Below are 18,685 nucleotides of genomic sequence, written 5' to 3'. Positions count from 1 at the left end.
GCCTATCGTGACCGATCCCCAGGCATCCAGCCAGGCCGCCGCTGCCATCGCCGAACGGACCGGCGTCGAACGCCACGATGTCGCGGTGGTGCTCGGATCGGGTTGGGCACCCGCGGTAGCCGAGCTGGGCGAGCCGGTGGCGACGGTGCCGATGGCCGATCTCCCCGGCTTCACCCCGCCGACCGCGACCGGCCACGGCGGCCTGGTGCACTCGGTTCGCCTCGGGAGTCACCGCGTGCTGGTGCTGGCCGGGCGCATCCACGCCTATGAGGGCCACGACCTGCAGCATGTCGTGCATCCGGTCCGGACGGCCGCGGCAACGGGCATATCCACCGCGGTGCTGACCAACGCGGCCGGCGGGCTGCGAGCCGAGTATCAGGTGGGCCAGCCGGTACTGATCAGTGACCATCTCAACCTCACGGCGCGGTCGCCGCTGGTCGGTGCCCAGTTCGTCGACCTCGTCGACGCCTACTCCCCCAGACTTCGAGACCTGGCCCGGGAGATCGAGCCGACCCTGGCCGAGGGCGTCTATGCCGGGCTGCCCGGTCCGCATTACGAGACTCCGGCCGAGATCCGGATGCTGCGCACCCTGGGAGCGGATCTGGTCGGCATGTCGACGGTGCACGAGACCATCGCTGCCCGCGCCGCCGGCCTGCAGGTGCTGGGCATCTCGATGGTGACGAACCTGGCCGCCGGGATGACGGGTGAACCGCTCAGCCACGCCGAGGTCCTCGAGGCCGGGCGTCAGTCGGCAACCCGGATGGGTTCCCTGTTGGCTTCGGTGATCAGACAGATCTAACCGACGAGATACCGCTGCAGGGTGGGTCCGATCCAGTCGACGACCTCCTGGCGGGACATGGTGACCAGTGGCGGGAATTCCAGCACGTAACGGCACAACGCCATACCCAGGACCTGGGACGCGGCGAGGCTGGCCCGCACCGGCGTGTCGGGGGCGTCGCCGGTGGTCTGCGCTATCACCGGCGCGAGTTGCGCCGCGAAGATCGTGCGCATCCGCTCGGCGACCGCCTCGTTGGTGACGCCGGCCCGCAACAGGATCAGCAGTGCCTCGTCGCGCTCCCAGCGTTCGAGGAAATGCGCGGCCAGCGCGGCGCCGATCTCTTCGCGTGCGACCTGGGTGAGATCCGGTAGTTCCAAATCGAATTCGGCGGCCGCGGCGAACAGCCGCTCTTTGTTGCCGTAGTAGCGCATCACCATCGCCGGGTCGATCCCCGCGTCGGCCGCAATCGCCCGGATGGTCGCGCGCTCGTATCCGTCGGCGGCGAAGCGCTCCCGAGCCGCGGCGAGGATCACGGACTTGGTCTCGGCTGCCGGACGTCGCATGTCAACAAGTGTAGGTCAACAACCGTTGACAACCATTCCCGACAGGCCTACCTTGAAGTCAACAAGCGTTGACCAACAGTTGTTGACAAAGGAGTCGAAGATGCAAGCGCTCACCACCGACGTCCTGATCGTCGGAGCCGGACCCGTCGGCCTGACCGCCGCCATCGTGCTCATCCAGCACGGCCACGAGGTGACCATCGTGGATCGGCAGGCCGAGGGCACCAACACCTCGCGGGCGGCCGTGGTCCACCCCCACACCCTGGAATTGCTGGAGCCCTACGGCGTGGTCGCAGACCTCGTCGCTCGCGGCGTGCACACCCCGACCTTCGCCATCCGGGACCGCGACGATCTCCTGATCGCAGTGCCGTTCAGCGGCCTGCCGACCCGTTACCCGTACACGCTGATGATCTCGCAGGCCGACACCGAGGCGTTCCTCCTCGACCGGCTGGAAGAGCTGGGCGGCAAGGTCGTCCGCCCCGCTTCGGTCATCAGGATCCAGCAGACCGCCGACCAGGCAATCGCCACGTTCGCCGATGGCCAGCAGATCCGGGCCCGGTACCTGATCGGAGCCGACGGCATGCACAGCACGGTCCGCGACCAAGCCGGGATCGCGTTCAGCGGCGGCACCTACGGCGAGTCGTTCGCGCTCGCCGATGTCCGCCTGTCCGGTGGTGTAGCTGCCGGCATCCCCAACGATCAGGTGATCCTGTACTTCTCGCCGGCCGGGCTGGTCGTCGTCGCGCCACTGCCCGACGGGATGTACCGCATCGTCGCGACGGTGGACGAAGCCCCGCAGCAGCCGGACGTCGCCTTTGTGCAATCGCTTCTGGACGACCGCGGCCCGGTGGCCGAACCCGCGGTGGTCGAGGAGGTGGTGTGGGGTTCCCGGTTCCGCGTGCATCACCGCATCGCCGACGCGTTCCGCAACCGCCGCATCCTGCTGGCAGGCGACGCCGCACACGTGCACTCCCCCGCCGGCGGGCAGGGCATGAACCTCGGCATCGAGGATGCCGTCGTCCTCGGTGAGCACCTGGCGCAGGTGCTGGACGCCGGAGCCGACGACGCCGTGCTCGACGAATACGCCGCCACCCGCCGTCACACCGCACGCGGTGTCGTCTCGATGACCAGCCGGCTCACCGAACTCGCCACCGCGTCCGCCCGCCGCCGCCCGATCCGCAATCGCGTCATGCGACTGGCCGGCAAGCTGCCCGTCGTCCGCCGGGCGCTGGCCTGGCAGTTGTCCGGCCTGAACCGGCGTTGAGCAGGGAGAAGCTGATGAAACTGGTGAATGACCAACTCGCGGTACCGGTCCGGCTCATCCGACCGACGGACGAGGGATTTCTGATCCTGGCCGCCGAGGCCGGCCGCTGGGCCGGGCCGCTCCCCCTGCCGTCGCGCACCCGCCGCCGGCTGGCCGGCCACCTCGAACAGTGCGCGGCGAAGCTGGCTGAGCGCGATTACGTCGTCGAGGCCGTGGTGTTCCGGGGAGCGCTGCGACCGCCCGGCGAGGGCGCAGCGCTGCTGGCGCGCGCCGGGGTCCGCCCCGCCCGCTACGACCTGGTCGTCCTGATTCGCACCACCGATGTCGACGCGATCGACGACGTGCGAGCCGACGACGCCTACCGCGCCATGGTTTCCGAGATCCACCGGTGGGCAAGGCATTCCTACCAGCTGGCAGCGGACAACGCCGCCCGGATCGCCGACGTCGACCACACCGGCGACCGCTGGTTCCTGTTCAACTACTTTCACTGCGATTCAGCGGAAACCGTCTATGCCACGTGGGAATACACAGCCGGCTGGTTTCAGCGCCACACCCGCCTGCCGGACTCGACGCTGCTCGCCCCACGGCCAGGTGAACCGACGGACTACCGCGTGGTCAACCACGCCAGTTGGCCGACGCTGCGGGCGTTCCTACCGAGTCTGCTGCTCCGTCGCACGTTCCGAACCTTCGTGCTGGCCAACTTCAAGGCCAATACCGTGGCGGCCCAGCCGATCATCTATCGCCGGACCGCGGCCATCGGTTCGTCGGCATCCCGGTCGTGAGGCTCGTCGCGGCGCCGGACCAGCCGGGCCATGACCCGCGCCATGAGCGGGGCGGCGAACAACATCAGCAGCACCCGGAGCACCTGGGCAGCGATGATGAAGGTGACGTTGGACCCCGTCTCCACCGCGGTGGCGAGAACCGCGTAGACGCCACCCGGGCTGGTCGCCAGGTAGCCCTCCAATTGCGTCATCCCGGTGACGTTGGCCAGCAACACCCCGAGTCCGGCGGTCGCCACGCCGAGCACGACTATCAACGTCAGCGCCAGCGGAAGTATCCGGCCGATCGCCCGTAGCGAGTCGCGGGTGAAGGCAATGCCGGCCTGCCAGCCGATCACCATGTAGGCGGCCTGCACCAGCAGCACCGGAACGGCCAGCCCGAAGGACAGACCCGTGAGCTGCAGTGCCACCGTCAGAGCCAGCGGGCCGAGTAGTCCGGCGCCCGGCAACCTGGCCCAACGCCCGCCGACCACCCCGACCGCAACGATCACGGCAAGCATGCCCAGGCTGAAATACCAAGGCGCTGAGGCGGATTCACCCGGATCTGACGGCGGGTGCGACCGGTCGGCGTGGAAGACCAGGGTCACCACGAGCGGAATGGTCCCGGTGACCAGTGCCACCCGAAGATATTGGACGACGGAAACGACGCGATCGTCGCCGCCGAGTTCGCGGGCGATGGCCACCAGGCCCGACGCGCCCCCGGCCACGAGCGCGAGGGAGCCGGTCAGCGGACTGACGTCGCGGTGCAGACCGAGCAATCCGCCGGCGAGAATGCTGAGCAGCAGCGTGGCCACGGTGATCACCAGCACGATCAGCCAGTCCGATCCGAGCGCACTGACGGCGTCCCGATGGACCATCGTGCCGATGTAGACGCCCAGCACGCCCTGGGCGGCCACCCCCGCCGGGCGCGGCATCTGTTCCGGGGCGAGCGAGACCAGCGCCAACACGATGCCCACCGCGAGTCCGGCGAACAGCGCGGCCGAGGGTACGTCGACGAGGGTGAGCGGGACGGTGACGGCGACGGTCGCGACGAGAAGCAACACCCACCGCAGCATCCGTGTCATCCCCGTCATGCACCTCCACCCGAGATAATAAGGGATACCTTTGTAATATTCACGGTCCAATGGCATTCAAATGCTTCAATCGCGTCGAATACCAAGGTATAACTTTCCTATGGCGGCGACATCGGCGACTGAACTGCGCGAGTCGATGATGGCGGTGGCGCGGCAGATGCGGCGGCACCGTCCAGATCACGGCCTGACGTTGAGCCAGCTGGAACTGCTGGGCGAGGCCAGTCGCAGCGGAACCACCACCCCGGCCGAGATGGGTACGCGGCTGCATGTGCGGGCCCAGTCGCTGACCGACAGCATCAACGAACTGGTGCGCCGCGGCCTGATCGCGCGACGTCCCGACGACAACGACCGCCGCCGCCAGCTCATCGAGATCACCGCAGCAGGAACGGCGTTGCTGCAGGCCGACCGCGACGAACGCGACGCCTGGCTGCACGCCACGATGCGGGAGAACCTCACCGATCTGGAATTCGATCTGCTGATGCTGGTGGCACCGGTCCTGCGCAAGCTGGCGTACTCCGACGCCGCTGCGGGCACACTTGGGTCATGACCACCATCGCGACCGCTGCCGCCGAATGGATCGCGCATGACCCCGACCCTCAAACCGCGGCCGAACTGTCCTCCTGCACTCCCGAAGAACTCGACCGCCGGTTCGGCAATCCGCTGACCTTCGGCACCGCCGGGCTGCGCGGACCGTTGCGGGGCGGGCCCGATGCCATGAACCTGGCCGTCGTCATCCGCACCACCTGGGCACTGGCCCAGGTCCTCAAGGACAGATGCCTGGGCGGGTCGCACGTGGTGGTGGGCCGCGATGCCCGGCACCGGTCCGACGAGTTCGCCCTGGCAGCCGCCGAAGTCCTTGCCGCCGAGGGCTTCCAGGTTGTCCTGATGATGGCCGCGGTCCCCACACCGGTCGTCGCCTACACCGTTCGGCACCTGCCTGCCGTCGCCGGCATCCAGATCACTGCATCGCACAATCCGCCGACGGACAACGGCTACAAGGTGTTCCTCGACGGTGGCATGCAGATCATCTCGCCCGCCGACCGGGATATCGAAGCCGCGGTGGCCCGAGCGCCGTATGCAGACGAAATCCGCCGATCCCCAGTGGAAACCGGTGGGCGCCACCAGGTCTACGGCTATCTGGAGCGGGCCGCCCGGGTCCGCCGCAGCACCGGTTCGGTGCGGGTGGCGCTGACGCCGCTGCACGGAGTCGGCGGCGAGTACGCGCTTGATGCCCTAGCCCTGGCCGGGTTCGACGACGTGCACGTGGTCGAGGAACAGTTCACCCCCGACCCGGACTTCCCCTCGGTCAGCTTCCCCAATCCCGAGGAGCCGGGTGCGGTCGACGCGCTGCTGGCCCTGGCCGACGACATCGACGCCGAGATCGCCATCGCCCTTGACCCCGACGCCGACCGATGCGCCGTCGGTGTACCCGGCCCGGACGGATGGCGCATGCTCACCGGCGACGAAACCGGCTGGCTGCTCGGCGATTACATCCTGTCTCAACTCGAGCCCGGCCCGGTCAGCGAAGCCGCCCTGGTGGCCAGCACCGTGGTGTCCTCCCGGATGCTGGCCGCCATCGCAGCGGCGCACGGTGCCCAGCACGCCGAAACCCTCACCGGATTCAAGTGGCTGGCCCGCGCCCAATCGCCCGGCAACACCCTGGTCTACGCCTACGAGGAGGCGATCGGTCATTGTGTCGACCCGGCCTCGGTGCGCGACAAGGACGGGATCAGCGCGGCGATCCTGGCCGCTGATCTGACCTCCGCACTGCGCGCTCAGGGCCGCACCATGCTCGACGCCCTCGATGCACTGGCCAAGGCACACGGCGTGCATGTGACGGGCGCGGTCAGCCGCCACGTCGACGACGCCGAAACGGCCATGACCCGATTGCGCGAGGCCCCGCCGACCGAACTGGCCGGCATCGGCGTCACCGTCGACGATCTGCTGGAGCGGCGTGGACAACAACGCACCGATGCGCTGATCTTCACCGGTGATGACGCCGGTACCTCGGTCCGCGTGGTGGTACGCCCATCGGGGACGGAGCCGAAACTCAAGTCCTACACCGAAGTCCGGTGTACACCGACCGATGATCTGGATACCGCGCGGGCCCACGCCCAGAAGCTGAGCCAGGACCTCGCCGACGCGGCTGCGCGCTGGTAGCCGGAAACGTAATGCCGGACTGGACTTATCAACCGCTTCGCCCCATCGCGTCCGCCGTCATCGGTGAACATCGCACCCAACGCTGGGCGCTGCGGTTTCTGGCCACGCTGGTCGAGGCGGGCGGGTACCGCTGGATCCCCAGGGTTTTCGATCACCCGCCGGTCCCGCCCGAGTGGACAGGCCGCTTCGGGGCGGTGGTCCCGCCGTCGGTGGCGCGCGACGCCGTGCTGGTGTTGCCGGTCCAGAGTGCCAGCATCATCGAGATCGCGCCGGTGACCGCCGCCGACGTCGAAGCCGTACGTCGGGCCGCCACGGGTCGGCGCTGCCGTGTCGTCGCGCGGGTGGATTCTGCCGAGGTAGCCGAACTGATCGCCGCTGACGTCGACGAGGTGGCCGTCGGCGCAGCCCGTGGGCACCGCTACCTGAACGATCCGGATGTCGCCGCCGCCGTTGTGGCGCTCCAAGATCCGGACGTCATCGTGCTGGCCCGGCCGAGCGTGCTGCTCGCGACCGGTCCGGGCTGGTTCAACCGCGTGATCGAGGCAGCCTCGCAGACATCGACGCCGCCGCCGAGCCTGGCCGACGCCGGGCTCAACCCGTTTCGCTGGCCGGGCTGGCTGTGGGGTGTGCTGGCCGGACTCGGCTTGATGGTGGCGGGTGTCGGTGCCGGCGCCATCACGCTCGGTCCCGTGTTGCTGAGTTATGACCGTTCCTATCTCGGCCTCGGGCTGGATGGCCTGCGGCAGATCAACGACAACCTTGTGCATTTCATCCAACATGACCGGATCAGCATGGCGGGCAACATGATCGGCCTCGGCGCGCTGTACACCGGCCTGTCCTGGGGCGGCATCAGGCGCGGCTTGGCATGGGCGCGCACGGCCCTGCTCATCTCAGGACTCGTCGCGTTCCTCACGCTGTTCTACTTCGTCGGGACAGGCTTCGTCGATCCCCTGCACACGCTGGTGGTGGTGACGCTGTTCCCGATGCTGCTGGCCGCGGTCTGGAACAAGCCCGACCCGCCCCGATGGCGGTCACTGCCGGACGGTCCGGAGCCGCAGCGCCGTCGCGCATTGTGGGGACAGTTGCTGTTCATCGGCCTCGGCGCCGGGCTCGCCGTCGCCGGCGCGACCATCTCGTTCGTCGGACTGACCGACGTGTTCGTCAGCACCGACCTGGGCTACCTGCACACCCATGGCGCGACGCTGCGGGCCGCCGACCCGCAACTGCTCGGCTTCATCGCCCACGACCGGGCCGGATTCGGTGGGGCTCTGATCGGTTCCGGGCTGGCGATCGCACTGATCGCGCTGTGGGGATTCCGCCGCGGCGAGCGCTGGGTGTGGTGGTCGTTGTTGATCGGGTTCGTGACGGGCACGTTGCCGGCGCTGGCCGTGCACTATGCGATCGGGTACACGACCTTCATCCATCTGCTGCCGGTGTATGTGCTCATGCTGGCCACCGCGGCGGCACTGGTGTTGTCCCGGCCGTACCTGACGGCGACCGAGCCTCAGCGGCCTTAGCGCGGGCCGAACTGACGGTCCCCGGCATCGCCGAGCCCCGGGACGATGTAGGCGATCTCGTTGAGGCCCTCGTCGATGGTTGCAGTGATCAACCGGATCTCGGGGGCGACCTTCTCCAGCGCGGCGATCCCCTGCGGAGCACACACCACACACACCGCGGTGATGTCGTCGGCGTTGCGCTCTTTCAGCAGGTTGAGGGTGTAGGCCATCGAGCCGCCCGTCGCCAGCATCGGGTCGAGCACGAACACCGACCGCGTGCTCAGGTCGTCGGGCAACGACGCCAGGTAGGGCGTCGGCTGGTGCGTCGACTCGTCGCGCGCCATCCCGACGAACCCGACCTGCGCCTCCGGGATCAGGGCGTGCGCCTGGTCGACCATCCCGAGCCCGGCCCGCAGCACCGGCACCAACAGCGGCGGATTGGCCAACCGCGAACCGGTGGTATCGGTCACCGGGGTGCGCACCGCGATCTGCTCGCAGGGCGCGTCCCGGGTCGCCTCGTACACCAGCATCATCGTCAGATCGCGCAGCGCCGCACGGAACCCGGCGTTGTCGGTCCGCTCGTCCCGCAGGGTGGTCAGCCGCGCGGCGGCCAGGGGGTGGTCGACGACGCGCACATCCATGCGCTGACCTTAACGGTCAGCGCCGTCGGCGTGCATGTCTATCCGGTGTCCACCCCACGGACTACGAGGACCACGGATTCTCAAGGGTCCGCTACGAGCTTTCGCGAATCAAGCTGAGGACACGCTCGTTCTTGTCCTCAAACGCTGGAGTTCTGATCATGACGAGAGTCGTAACCGCCCCGTCAGCCGATATCACGTCAGCGGCCGTCTCCGACGCGCAACTGGCGGCCCGGTTCGTCCGCGACGCCATGCCATTTCACTCCATCCTGCTGCGCACCGCGCGGCGGCTGACGCACAGCCAGGCCGACGCCGAGGACCTGGTTCAGGACACATTGATGAATGCCTACACCGGTTTCCACCGGTTCGAACCGGGCACCAATCTGCGTGCCTGGCTGTTCCGCATCCTGCACAACCGGTGGATCAGCACGCACCGCATGAAGCAGCGGCGTCCCGACACGTTCGCCGTCCCGGAGTTCACCGACAGCGACATGTTCGGCAGCGCAACCCATTCCACGACCCTCCAGCGCTCCGCCGAGGACCTCGCCCTCGATCTGTTCTGCGACGACCGGATCCGTGATGCGTTGCAGACGCTGCCCGAGGGTTTCCGAACAGTGTTGTACTACGCCGACATCGAGGGCTGCACATATGCCGAGGTCGCCGCACGCATGGGAATCCCCCTGGGAACCGTCATGTCACGCATAGCGCGCAGCCGCGAACGCCTGCGGGCCGCGCTCGCCGATGTCGCCGACGACCGCTGGATCCCCCACGAAGACGACGGCACCCGCAATGTCGCATGACGAACAACGAGAGGACACCATGGAATCGGGATCGACAGAACTCAACGGCTATCGCGCACTGGTCACCGGCGGCACCGCGGGCATCGGCTTGGCCTGTGCCGACCTGCTGGGCCGGGCCGGCGCGGACGTGACCATCACCGGGCGAGATGAACAACGGGGACGCGACGCCGCGGCCGCGCTCGGTGGGGACGTCCAGTTCGTGAGCGCCGACCTCGCCGACCTGGACTCGGTGCGATCGCTGGCGCAACGATGCGGCGAGCTCGACATCTTGGTCAACAACGCCGCGGCGTTTCCCGGAGCTCTCACCGTCGAACAGGATGTCGCCTCCTTCGAGCGGACTTTCGACACCAATGTGCGGGGCACCTATTTCCTCGTCGCGCAGCTGGTGGGCGGAATGCTCGAACGCGGCCGCGGCAGCATCGTCAACGTCACCTCGATGGTCGCGTCCAAGGGGGTGCCCGGTGCGTCGACCTACAGTGCTTCCAAGGCGGCCGTCGAATCTCTGACCCGCACCTGGGCCGCGGAATTCGGTTCCGGCGGAGTGCGAGTCAACAGTGTCGCGCCAGGGCCCACCCGCACCGAAGGCGTCGCGGCCCAATGGGGCGACACCAACGAGGAACTCGGCCGCGCCCTGCCCCTGGGCCGCACGGCCACCCCGGAGGAGATCGCCCACGCGGTGCTGTTCCTGAGCTCGCCGCGGGCGGCATTCATCACCGGCTCGGTGTTGCATGCCGACGGCGGTGGTACCGCCATCTGAGCGGGCAAGCACCGGAACGGCGGGCCGGGCAGCCAGGCGTACGCCGATTTCCACACCAGGGCAGCCACCCCGGCGCGCCAACAAGCCCTGGCGTGGGAAACGACGCGGGAGCACGACCACCCGAACGCGCCACGGATCACGCGGAACCGATCAGGGGCGGCGGACGTCCTAACCACATGACCGCCGAGCCCCTGCGCGCCGACATGACGGGCATCCACGCCCTCGGCGGCGCCTTCGACGCACACGCCGCCGATCTCAACGCGGTGGCCGCATCACTGCGGTCGATGCCGTCACCGGCGGGCGCCCTCGGCCCGATCGGCGAACGGTTCGTCGCCGCCTTCGCCGCATCCGTCAGCGCCCACATCGACGCGGTAGCGGCGCTGAGTGCCCGGGCCGACACGGGTGCCGTCAGCGCCGGGGCCACCGCCGCCGGCTACGACGCCGCCGGTCAGCTGGCCGCCGCACTGTTGCCTCGGGTATAGCCGTGCCCGCGTCCGCCGCCGCGCTGGCCACGCCGCTGTATGCGCTGCGTGACCTCCTGGGCAGTGGCGGGCCGGAGACGGCGCCCACCGTGACGGCGCTGGACGCGGCCCATTCCACCCTGTCGGATATCGCCGCGGCACTCGGCCGATCGTGGGAACGCGCCGCCGGCGACTGGTCGGGTACGGCGGCAACAGCGGCCGCCGGCTTCGCCGCAGGCACCGCGGCAGAGGTGACCGATCTGGCCGCACAGGCGCACGTACTGAGCGCTGCTGCCCGGCGTGCGGGCTCAGCCGTGACCGAGGCGAGGTCGCGACTGCAGGCCATCATCGACCGCTTCGAGGATCGCGCCGCGGCGTTGATCCCCCATCTCGACGAGCCCGGCGTGGCTGAGGAACTGCAGGCCGAGGCACGGCGCGCGGTCGCTGAGGCGTCGGCCGTCGTCGACGAACTACGCGCCGAACTGGACGGTCAGGCCGGCGCGGTCACCGCTGGGATGCGCGCGGCCTCGGCGGGGCCACCGGCCGGCGCCCCGACGTCGCCGGGATTTCCGGGGGCCGGCTTCTCCGGGGCGGGGTTCTCGGGAGGCTCACCGCTGGGCGGCTGGGGTGGCGCCGCAGACCTACCGGTGGCATCGGGTGCCGATCGCTACGAAGCGCCGGCCGGGCTCCGCGACCCAGGCATGTTCGGCGAGGGCGTGGCGGTGCGGCTGCCCGACGGCAGTACCGCGGTGGCACCCAATGCCGTGGCAGCCAGCGCGGTGCGGCATGCGCTGACCCAACTCGGGGTCCCCTACCGGTGGGGCGGCACTGCGCCCGGCGTCGGCCTGGACTGCAGCGGGCTCACTCAATGGGCCTATCACGAAGCCGGGCTGGACATTCCGCGGCTGGCCCAGGAGCAGGACATCGGCAAGGCGGTCTCGGCGGCGACTCTGCGCCCGGGTGACCTGGCGGTATGGGACGGCCATGTCGCCATGATCGTCGGCGAAAATACGATGATCGAGGCCGGTGACCCGGTCAAACTGTCGCCCGTCCGAACGACGAATGCCGGGCAGGGCTTTCAGGGCTTCTGGCGACCCACGGTGTGATGCCACCCGAACCGGCCCCGAACGGGACACAACCTGACTGGCGTCAGAGGCGTCCCATTAGGCTGTGCCGCATGGCTGCTGACATCGTGCCGATCAGGCTCGGGCTGACGAAGGGCGACCTCTACACACTGTGGGCTCCGCGTTGGCGGGATGCCGGTGACGAGTGGGAGGCCTTCCTCGGCGAGGGTGACGCCCTGTTCGCCTTCGAATCGGTCGCTGACCTCGCGGCATTCGTCCGCACCAACACCGACAACGATCTGGCCGACCACCCGACGTGGGAGAAGCTGACCGCGGCCAACGCCCACAAGCTGCAGCCGGCCGACGACCGTGAATACGACATCGTCGGGCTGCCGGACCTGGTCGCCGACAAGCCGACCGAAGAGTCCGTCGCGACCGTGCACCGCACGCTGGTGGTGGTCTCCTCCATCGGCTCGGTCTGTGAACTGGCGGCCATCAGCAAGTTCTTCAACGGCAACCCGGTGCTCGGCACGGTCGGTGGCGGGCTGGACGGCTTCACCGGCCGCTCCGGGCGCAAGCGTTGGGCCGAGATCGAAGCCGTGATCGCGCGGGGCTGGGACGGCGTTCTCGACGCCATCGACGAGATCGTCACCGTTCCCGAGGACATCGACGAAGCCGCGGTAAAGAAGGCCGAGGCCGAGCTCGAGGAAGACGCTCCCGAGGAGGACGAGGACGACCTCGCCATCGGCGCTGACACCGAAGATTCCGAGGGCGACGACAACGAAGACGACGAGGACGCCGAACCCGCGCGCAGCGTTGCCGACACCGCTGTCCTCGGTGACGACGAGGACTTCTGGCACAAGGTCGGTATCGACCCGGTGCGCATCATGACCGGCTCAGGAACCGTCTACACCCTGCGCTGCTACCTCGACGACGATCCGGTCTTCCTCGGCCGCAACGGTCGCATCAGCGTGTTCAGCTCCGAGCGGGCCCTGGCTCGCTACCTGGCCGACGAGCACGACCACGACCTGTCGGACCTGGCCACCTATGACGACATCAGGACCGCCGCCACCGACGGCTCCCTGCGGGTCGAGGTCGCCGAGGAGAACGTCTACGTCCTGTCCGGCATTTCCGATGACATCGCCGACGGACCCGACGCGGTCGACCACGACCAATTGGAGTTGGCCGTCGAGCTGCTGCGTGACGTCAGCGACTACTCCGAGGACAAGACCGTCGACGAGACGCTTGCCGAGACGAAAGCCCTCGGCAAGTTCGTGAGCTATGTGCTCGGCGACGAGGGCGCCCGCAAGCCCGACGCGCCGTACGCCCAGGCCGTCGAGCAGTGGGACGCGTTGGAGCGTTTCGTGGAATCGCGCCTGCGGGCGGAGTAGAGCTCAGGACACGCGCTTCAGGTCGTCGTACCCTTCGATGTACAGCCCGTCACCCGCCCAGGTGACGATGTGGACATCGTCGGGGAACTGCCAGGTTCGTTGGCCGGTCGCGGTGTCGTAGGCGCTCACCGGCCCGTCTCCGCTTCCCACGATCTGCTTGCCGTCGGTCGCGATAATGAAGCCTGAGATCTCTGCACGGTCGACAAACGCACCCGTTCCGTCATTGCAGCCTCGTACTCGCACGCCACCGGCACGCGTGCCCACCTCCGAGTACGACAAGACACACAACCCGCCGACGCCTTCGAGGGAGACCAAGGTGTCGGACGTCATCGGAATCTGCTGGGACCACGTCAATTCTCCGGTGAGCGGGTCCACTCCGGCGATCTCGCGCTTCTCCTCGCTGTACACGATCGGCGACGTGACGCCCGACATTGTGTACGGTATCGAGCCGTTGAAGCTGAATATCGGGGTGGCGCCGGGAAGCCGATAACCGCGGTCCTCCGGAATCCTCCACGCCAGCTTTCCGGTGAACGAGTAGAAATCGATGCGCTGTCTCGGTAACCCGCTCCGCATGATCGGCCCGCTCCGCTGCGACACCGCGATGCCCCGACTGGTGGCGATGACACTGTCGACCGCCCCGATGGAGAACAACTCGCTACCGGTTTTGGCGTCGTAGAACTTGGTACTCAAACCGCCCCGCTCTTGTTCCGCCACCACGCCTTGGTCCAAGAACACCGACGTCTGTCCAGGCATCGGCTTGGTCCAGAGTTGCTGTCCCGAATCGTCGAACACGGTGAGGCTCTGCTGATGGCTGGAATACGCGAGCAAGCCGGAACCGCTGTAGGTCCGTGGGAGTCCTCCTCCTTGATTCGGTGCCACGTTCTTCGTGGCGCCGGTGGCCACATCCAGAAGTGCCGCGCTCTTGTCAGCGGCAACGCAGAGGGCGGTGGCGCCCGACGTGCTGAAGACGCAGTTCGTAAACACGCCCGGCTTTAGCCATTTCTGCGAGCCGTTGCCGGCATCCAGCGCGGTGAAGGAATCGTTCAGATTGACCAGGACGGTCTTGGTATCGCCACCGACAACCCTGGTAAGCCCACGTGGGCTGCCCCCACCCAGCGGATAGCTCCACAGCGGAACGCCAGGGGCCGCGCCGAGCGAGGGCAGCTTGACCGCGGTAGGCGGACGCTCCACCCCAGCGATCTCAGCCTTGCCCGCAGCAGTATCGGCCTCCGACAACCCTGAGTCAGAGCCAGACATCCAGTACACAACCGAGCCGACCAATGCCAGCACGACAACCACTGCGGCAACGACGATTCCGATGACCTTGCCGCGTCCGCGGCGATCCTCCGGGGGCTGCGGACTGAACTGATGTGGGTATCCGCCGTAGGGCGGTTGCTGGCCCCATCCCTGCGATGCGGGAGTCGTAGGAAATCCAGGTGCGGCGCCGAAGACTGGGGGCGCACCGGGTTGTACCGCGGGAGTATCGAACGGCGACCCGCTCACGCCTGGTGCCTGCTGACCATCGTTGTCGCCCCACGGCGAACTCCCCCACGGGTTCACGTTGGGAGTGTATTTGACAGGTCCTGGGGTGAGCCGATGAGTTCTGGCCGCGCCGGCGGTCAGATCACTCATGACCGCATCGACCAGCCTTTCCACGCACACCGTCGAGGTTCCCGGGGCTCGCCTGCACTACGAGGTGCGCGGCGAGGGCCCGCTGTTGCTGATCCTCGGCGCGCCGATGGCCGCCGCCGAATTCGCGCCGCTGGCCCACGCGCTGGCCGGTGACCGCACCGTGGTGACGGCCGACCCGCGCGGCGTCGCCCACAGTTCCCTCGACGATCCGACCGAGAACTCCATCCCGGAGCGCCGGGCCGATGACGTCGCCGCGATCCTCGACGATCTGAACGCCGACTCCGCTGACGTGTTCGGCTCGTCCGGCGGTGCGGTGACCGGCCTGTCATTGGTGGCCCGCCACCCCGAACGGGTGCGCATCCTCGTCGCGCACGAGCCTCCCGTGCTGGAGTTGCTGCCCGACGCCGCCGCGCAACGCGCCGCCACCGAGGACATCATCGCCACGTTCAACCGCGACGGGATGTTCGCGGCCTGGGGCAAGTTCATGGCCAACGCCGGCTTCGACGTACCGCCCGGTGCACCGGAGATGCCCGCGCCGAGCGATCAGGAACTGCGCGACGCGGACCACTTCTTCAACCACGAACTCCGCGCCACCACCCGCTTCCTGCCCGATGTCGCCGCGCTCAAGAACGGACGGGTCGTGCTGGGACTCGGTGAGGAGTCCGGGCGCCTGTTGACGAAGCGGACCACCATGGCACTGGCCGACCTGCTGGGCGTGCGCCCGGTGAAGTTCCCCGGCGACCATGGTGGATTCATGGCTGCGCCAGGGACTTTCGCCGACGTACTCCGTGGGGTGTTGCGCGACTGACCTGTCCGCCGAAGGTCAGTGTTTGATGACCTTCGGCGGCTGCCAGGTGCCGTTGAGCGCCTCCTCCTTGGGCCAGTACAACCGCAGGATCATCTGGAACGGTCCGTCCGGCGCCGGCAGCCAGTTCGCCTCTTTCTCTGCGCCGGGCGACTGATTCTGCACGTAGATCGTGACGCCACCGTCGGGATCTTTGACCAGACTCGGCAGCATCGGCGAATTGATGAGGTACCGGTTGATCGGGTTGGCCACCAACAGGCTCTGCGGCATCTTGTACATCGTGGTCGACCAGAAGGAGTTGACCGGTGGCAACTGCCCGGGCGCGAACCGCACGGTGTAGTTGTTGTTCCCGGCCAACGGTGCCCCGGTCGAGTCGACGGCCAGCACCGGGTAGATGGCCTCCTGCGCGGTGTTGCCGTAGATGCCCAGCACCGCGGCAGCCATGCGGTAGAGGTAGTTGTCCTTCAACGCTTCCCGCGTGCCGAACAGATCGGCCGACGTCACCTGGCCGGAATCCAGCTTGTCTTTCTTGAAGGTGTTGACCTCGGCCCAGGCGTCGGCCATCCCGTCCTGCACGGCTTGCAGGGTTTCCTTGCTCATGGTGTCGGGGTTGAAGTCGCCGTCGGGGCCGATTCCGATGGTGGCGAATCGAGCCCGAAGATCCTTCTCGGAAGGCACTTCTGGCGCGTATTTCAGAAGAAAGTTGAGGATCTGGAAGAACTTCGGCGACGTCTTCTGCTCATCGGGGGTCAGCGGCGCGATGAAGTCCACCGCAGGAGCGGTCGATGCGGGCTGCTTGGCGAACGCCGAGAGCGGCTCGACGGTGTAGCCGGCCTGGATCTTCTTGACATTGTCGATGTCCTTCGGATCGAACAGCTGCGTGCGGTAGATGACCAACGCAAAATCGGTGTCGGAGCGGATCACCTCGGTGATGCCGGATGGCTTGTCGCCCTTCCAACTCGGGCCGGCCAGCAGGTACTTGCCGCCACCGTTCCCGGTGGCGCGACTGCCCACGTAGGCGAAGTTATAGGTGTAGCTGTCGATGAACTGCAGCGAGTAGTACCGGCCTGCCTCGATCGGCGGCACAGTGAGCACCAACGGTTCTGCGCGTAGGTCAGCGCCCAACATCGTGTACGGAGTATCGGAGTTGGGTGTCTGGATCGTGGTGTCCTCGGGCGTGAACACCCGCGCGATGCTGTGCGTCTGGTTCCAGTCACCCTTGTACTGGGGGTTGGCCTTGTCGACGAAGTAGGCGTGCTGGATGCGATACGAATCGACCATCGGGAAGCCGTATATGTAAGCCTGCTTGACGATCTCGCGCACCGTCTCCGGTGTCGGCGCCGCGCCGGGCGACTCCTTGGCCCCACCACAGCTGACCACGGCCGCAAGCAGCAGGGCGGTCAGTCCGAACGACAAATACTTCATCCATCACTCCTGATCGAGTCGAAACTGGCACTGGCGCGGCAGATCCACTGCCGCGCCAGGTCGAAATTGTCTTTCTCAGCAGGGGTCGCCGGGAGGGGTGAAGTAGGGAACGCCTTCGACGGTGTAGCACGGAACTTCGCCCGGTACGTAGGGGACATGTGCGGCCGCGATGGCCGCGCCGGTAGCGACATCGCCGGCGATGTTGGTGCAGCCTCCGGCGGCGAAATGGCGTCCGTCTGCTCCGGCGCAGACGTCGGCGGTCGGTACCGCGACAACCGGAAGGAGCACCGCCGCCGTTGCCAGCACTGCGCCGGACAACACCGTGGTGAGGGGTCGGGCCATGAGGTCTCCTCGTTGATCCGGGCACGATCTTGCGTCGGGCCTGCTGGATTGTCGCAGCCGTAAACGCTGTTGTTACAGCGTTTCGACTGGAAATTTTCGGCGAGGAGAATTTGCCCGACGCGGTAACTCAGCCGACCAGGACCGCGTACCGGGGTTTGATCACCTCGTCGATGATGGCGAGCCGTTCATCGAAGGGAATGAACGCCGACTTCATCGCATTGATGGTGAACCGCTCCAGGTCGCTCCAGCCGTAGCCGAAGGCCTCGACCAGGCGCAGCATCTCCTGGCTCATGGTGGTGTCACTCATCAGCCGGTTGTCGGTATTGACGGTGACGCGGAACCGCAGCCGGGCCAGCCGGTCGAACGGATGCTCGGCGATGCTGGGCGCCGCCCCGGTCTGCACGTTGCTGCTGGGGCACATCTCCAGCGGAATTCGCTTGTCCCGCAGGATGGATGCGAGCCGGCCCAGATGCTGGGTGCCGTCGTCGAACTCGGTGATGTCATCGACGATGCGCACCCCATGGCCCAGCCGGTCAGCCCCGCAGAATGCGATGGCCTCGTGGATGGACGGCAAGCCGAACGCCTCACCGGCGTGAATGGTGAAGCGCGCGTTGTTACCTCGCATGTATTCGAACGCGTCGAGGTGCCGGGTGGGCGGGTACCCAGCCTCGGCTCCGGCGATGTCGAAACCGACAACACCCTTGTCGCGGAAGCGGATTGCCAGTTCGGCGATCTCCCGGGAGCGGGCAGCGTGACGCATCGCGGTGACCAGGCAGCGCACGGTGATGGTGCGCCCCTCGGCAGCGGCCGCCTTCTCGCCGTCGGCGAAGCCGGCCAACACGGCGTCGACCACGTCGTCGAGCGACAGGCCGCGATCGATGTGTAGTTCGGGGGCGAACCGGATCTCGGCGTAGACGACGTTGTCGGCGGCGAGGTCCTCGACGCACTCGTAGGCGACGCGGTGCAACGCCTCCGGGGTCTGCATGACCCCGACGGTGTGGGCGAACGGTTCCAGGTAGCGCACCAACGAGCCGCTGTGCGCGGCGGTGCGGAAGAACGTGGCCAGCTCGTCGACCTCGGTGGCCGGCAGGTCGTCATAGCCGAGCTGGCCGGCCAGATCGAGCACCGTGGCCGGCCTCAGGCCGCCGTCGAGGTGGTCGTGCAGCAGGGCCTTGGGAGCGTGCTGGATCTTGTCCAGACTCAGCGGCGTACTCATGCCCCCATCATGCGCGTCAGCGGCGCCGCTGCGCCGTCGAAACC

At 67.8% G+C, this 18,685-nt stretch carries 19 protein-coding genes; 12 read left to right on the top strand and 7 right to left on the bottom strand.

Translation table 11 applies throughout. From position 1 onward, the window contains the following. Positions 1–7: 7 nt before the first annotated feature. Positions 8–799 (top strand): purine-nucleoside phosphorylase, encoded by a 792-nt coding sequence (locus AC4LGL_RS07240; RefSeq protein ID WP_491838120.1) that lies wholly within the window; start codon positions 8–10, stop codon positions 797–799. Here the strand turns inward: AC4LGL_RS07240 and AC4LGL_RS07235 are convergent. Continuing rightward, positions 796–1,341 (bottom strand): TetR/AcrR family transcriptional regulator, encoded by a 546-nt coding sequence (locus AC4LGL_RS07235; protein WP_491838119.1) that lies wholly within the window; start codon positions 1,339–1,341, stop codon positions 796–798. The two genes, AC4LGL_RS07240 and AC4LGL_RS07235, sit on opposite strands and share 4 nt — an antisense overlap. Positions 1,342–1,441: 100 nt before the next feature. Between AC4LGL_RS07235 and AC4LGL_RS07230 the strand changes: the two genes are divergently transcribed. Beyond that, positions 1,442–2,602 carry an FAD-dependent oxidoreductase gene (locus AC4LGL_RS07230; RefSeq protein WP_491838118.1) on the top strand — a complete coding sequence of 387 codons (1,161 nt, stop codon included), beginning with the start codon at positions 1,442–1,444 and terminating at the stop codon, positions 2,600–2,602. Positions 2,603–2,616: 14 nt separating this feature from the next. Then, the gene (locus AC4LGL_RS07225) at positions 2,617–3,384 is read left to right on the top strand and encodes a hypothetical protein (protein WP_491838117.1); all 768 of its coding nucleotides are present in this window, start codon (positions 2,617–2,619) and stop codon (positions 3,382–3,384) included. Here the strand turns inward: AC4LGL_RS07225 and AC4LGL_RS07220 are convergent. Then, positions 3,339–4,445: an AbrB family protein gene (locus tag AC4LGL_RS07220; RefSeq protein ID WP_491839291.1), complete on the bottom strand. Its 1,107-nt coding sequence runs from the start codon at positions 4,443–4,445 to the stop codon at positions 3,339–3,341. The genes AC4LGL_RS07225 and AC4LGL_RS07220 overlap by 46 nt on opposite strands. A 109-nt stretch (positions 4,446–4,554) precedes the next feature. On the opposite strand from AC4LGL_RS07220, the gene AC4LGL_RS07215 reads away from it, so the two are divergent. From AC4LGL_RS07215 to AC4LGL_RS07205, 3 genes are read left to right on the top strand one after another with little or no spacing between them, the layout of a single operon-like run. Further along, positions 4,555–5,001, top strand: coding sequence for a MarR family winged helix-turn-helix transcriptional regulator (locus AC4LGL_RS07215; protein ID WP_491838116.1), 447 nt, complete (start codon positions 4,555–4,557; stop codon positions 4,999–5,001). Then, positions 4,998–6,614 carry a phospho-sugar mutase gene (locus AC4LGL_RS07210; protein WP_491838115.1) on the top strand — a complete coding sequence of 539 codons (1,617 nt, stop codon included), beginning with the start codon at positions 4,998–5,000 and terminating at the stop codon, positions 6,612–6,614. The genes AC4LGL_RS07215 and AC4LGL_RS07210 overlap by 4 nt, the downstream gene beginning before the upstream one ends. A gap of 11 nt (positions 6,615–6,625) precedes the next feature. Beyond that, positions 6,626–8,131, top strand: a complete 1,506-nt coding sequence (locus tag AC4LGL_RS07205; RefSeq protein WP_491838114.1) for a hypothetical protein — start codon at positions 6,626–6,628, stop codon at positions 8,129–8,131. Here the strand turns inward: AC4LGL_RS07205 and upp are convergent. After that, complete coding sequence (gene upp, locus AC4LGL_RS07200) at positions 8,128–8,751, bottom strand: uracil phosphoribosyltransferase (protein ID WP_064879401.1); 624 nt, start codon at positions 8,749–8,751, stop codon at positions 8,128–8,130. The genes AC4LGL_RS07205 and upp overlap by 4 nt on opposite strands. Before the next feature lie 158 nt (positions 8,752–8,909). Between upp and AC4LGL_RS07195 the strand changes: the two genes are divergently transcribed. The 5 genes from AC4LGL_RS07195 (at position 8,910) to satS (ending at position 13,221) form a co-directional block, all read left to right on the top strand. Beyond that, a complete protein-coding gene (locus AC4LGL_RS07195) occupies positions 8,910–9,548 on the top strand; it encodes a sigma-70 family RNA polymerase sigma factor (RefSeq protein ID WP_491838113.1) in 639 nt (212 codons plus the stop codon). 19 nt (positions 9,549–9,567) lie between these two features. Next, positions 9,568–10,305: an SDR family NAD(P)-dependent oxidoreductase gene (locus AC4LGL_RS07190; protein WP_491838112.1), complete on the top strand. Its 738-nt coding sequence runs from the start codon at positions 9,568–9,570 to the stop codon at positions 10,303–10,305. Positions 10,306–10,481: 176 nt separating this feature from the next. Beyond that, on the top strand, positions 10,482–10,787 hold the full coding sequence (locus tag AC4LGL_RS07185; RefSeq protein ID WP_491838111.1) for a hypothetical protein: 306 nt from the start codon (positions 10,482–10,484) through the stop codon (positions 10,785–10,787). A 2-nt stretch (positions 10,788–10,789) separates the two neighbouring features. Next, positions 10,790–11,872 (top strand): C40 family peptidase, encoded by a 1,083-nt coding sequence (locus AC4LGL_RS07180; RefSeq protein ID WP_491838110.1) that lies wholly within the window; start codon positions 10,790–10,792, stop codon positions 11,870–11,872. Between the two features lie 71 nt (positions 11,873–11,943). Beyond that, a complete protein-coding gene (satS, locus tag AC4LGL_RS07175; RefSeq protein WP_491838109.1) occupies positions 11,944–13,221 on the top strand; it encodes a protein export chaperone SatS in 1,278 nt (425 codons plus the stop codon). Positions 13,222–13,224: 3 nt separating this feature from the next. Here satS and AC4LGL_RS07170 read toward each other — a convergent pair whose 3' ends face one another. Next, entirely contained in the window at positions 13,225–14,781 is a 1,557-nt protein-coding gene (locus AC4LGL_RS07170; protein ID WP_491838108.1) for a BamB-related PQQ repeat family beta-propellar protein, read from the bottom strand. Positions 14,782–14,851: 70 nt separating this feature from the next. On the opposite strand from AC4LGL_RS07170, the gene AC4LGL_RS07165 reads away from it, so the two are divergent. After that, positions 14,852–15,661, top strand: a complete 810-nt coding sequence (locus AC4LGL_RS07165) for an alpha/beta fold hydrolase (protein ID WP_491838107.1) — start codon at positions 14,852–14,854, stop codon at positions 15,659–15,661. Positions 15,662–15,676: 15 nt separating this feature from the next. Here AC4LGL_RS07165 and AC4LGL_RS07160 read toward each other — a convergent pair whose 3' ends face one another. The 3 genes from AC4LGL_RS07160 to AC4LGL_RS07150 all read right to left on the bottom strand — a co-directional run bounded on the left by AC4LGL_RS07160 (position 15,677) and on the right by AC4LGL_RS07150 (position 18,641). Next, on the bottom strand, positions 15,677–17,083 hold the full coding sequence (locus tag AC4LGL_RS07160) for a DUF1254 domain-containing protein (RefSeq protein WP_491838106.1): 1,407 nt from the start codon (positions 17,081–17,083) through the stop codon (positions 15,677–15,679). Between the two features lie 75 nt (positions 17,084–17,158). After that, complete coding sequence (locus AC4LGL_RS07155; protein ID WP_491838105.1) at positions 17,159–17,425, bottom strand: hypothetical protein; 267 nt, start codon at positions 17,423–17,425, stop codon at positions 17,159–17,161. Between the two features lie 127 nt (positions 17,426–17,552). Next, positions 17,553–18,641 (bottom strand): adenosine deaminase, encoded by a 1,089-nt coding sequence (locus AC4LGL_RS07150; RefSeq protein ID WP_491838104.1) that lies wholly within the window; start codon positions 18,639–18,641, stop codon positions 17,553–17,555. Positions 18,642–18,685 lie beyond the last annotated feature (44 nt).

Source organism: Mycolicibacterium arcueilense (assembly GCF_058536225.1).
This window is presented reverse-complemented; position numbering and strand designations above follow the sequence as displayed.

Excerpts from the sequence above, each read along its gene's own strand:
- AC4LGL_RS07190 (WP_491838112.1), top strand. The coding sequence starts at position 9,568 with ATGGAATCGGGATCGACAGAACTCAACGGCTATCGCGCACTGGTCACC.
- AC4LGL_RS07195 (WP_491838113.1), top strand. The coding sequence starts at position 8,910 with ATGACGAGAGTCGTAACCGCCCCGTCAGCCGATATCACGTCAGCGGCC.
- AC4LGL_RS07220 (WP_491839291.1), bottom strand. The coding sequence starts at position 4,445 with ATGACACGGATGCTGCGGTGGGTGTTGCTTCTCGTCGCGACCGTCGCC.
- satS (WP_491838109.1), top strand. The coding sequence starts at position 11,944 with ATGGCTGCTGACATCGTGCCGATCAGGCTCGGGCTGACGAAGGGCGAC.
- AC4LGL_RS07225 (WP_491838117.1), top strand. The coding sequence starts at position 2,617 with ATGAAACTGGTGAATGACCAACTCGCGGTACCGGTCCGGCTCATCCGA.
- AC4LGL_RS07165 (WP_491838107.1), top strand. The coding sequence starts at position 14,852 with ATGACCGCATCGACCAGCCTTTCCACGCACACCGTCGAGGTTCCCGGG.
- AC4LGL_RS07155 (WP_491838105.1), bottom strand. The coding sequence starts at position 17,425 with ATGGCCCGACCCCTCACCACGGTGTTGTCCGGCGCAGTGCTGGCAACG.
- AC4LGL_RS07230 (WP_491838118.1), top strand. The coding sequence starts at position 1,442 with ATGCAAGCGCTCACCACCGACGTCCTGATCGTCGGAGCCGGACCCGTC.
- upp (WP_064879401.1), bottom strand. The coding sequence starts at position 8,751 with ATGGATGTGCGCGTCGTCGACCACCCCCTGGCCGCCGCGCGGCTGACC.
- AC4LGL_RS07205 (WP_491838114.1), top strand. The coding sequence starts at position 6,626 with ATGCCGGACTGGACTTATCAACCGCTTCGCCCCATCGCGTCCGCCGTC.
- AC4LGL_RS07215 (WP_491838116.1), top strand. The coding sequence starts at position 4,555 with ATGGCGGCGACATCGGCGACTGAACTGCGCGAGTCGATGATGGCGGTG.
- AC4LGL_RS07150 (WP_491838104.1), bottom strand. The coding sequence starts at position 18,641 with ATGAGTACGCCGCTGAGTCTGGACAAGATCCAGCACGCTCCCAAGGCC.
- AC4LGL_RS07210 (WP_491838115.1), top strand. The coding sequence starts at position 4,998 with ATGACCACCATCGCGACCGCTGCCGCCGAATGGATCGCGCATGACCCC.
- AC4LGL_RS07235 (WP_491838119.1), bottom strand. The coding sequence starts at position 1,341 with ATGCGACGTCCGGCAGCCGAGACCAAGTCCGTGATCCTCGCCGCGGCT.
- AC4LGL_RS07160 (WP_491838106.1), bottom strand. The coding sequence starts at position 17,083 with ATGAAGTATTTGTCGTTCGGACTGACCGCCCTGCTGCTTGCGGCCGTG.
- AC4LGL_RS07185 (WP_491838111.1), top strand. The coding sequence starts at position 10,482 with ATGACCGCCGAGCCCCTGCGCGCCGACATGACGGGCATCCACGCCCTC.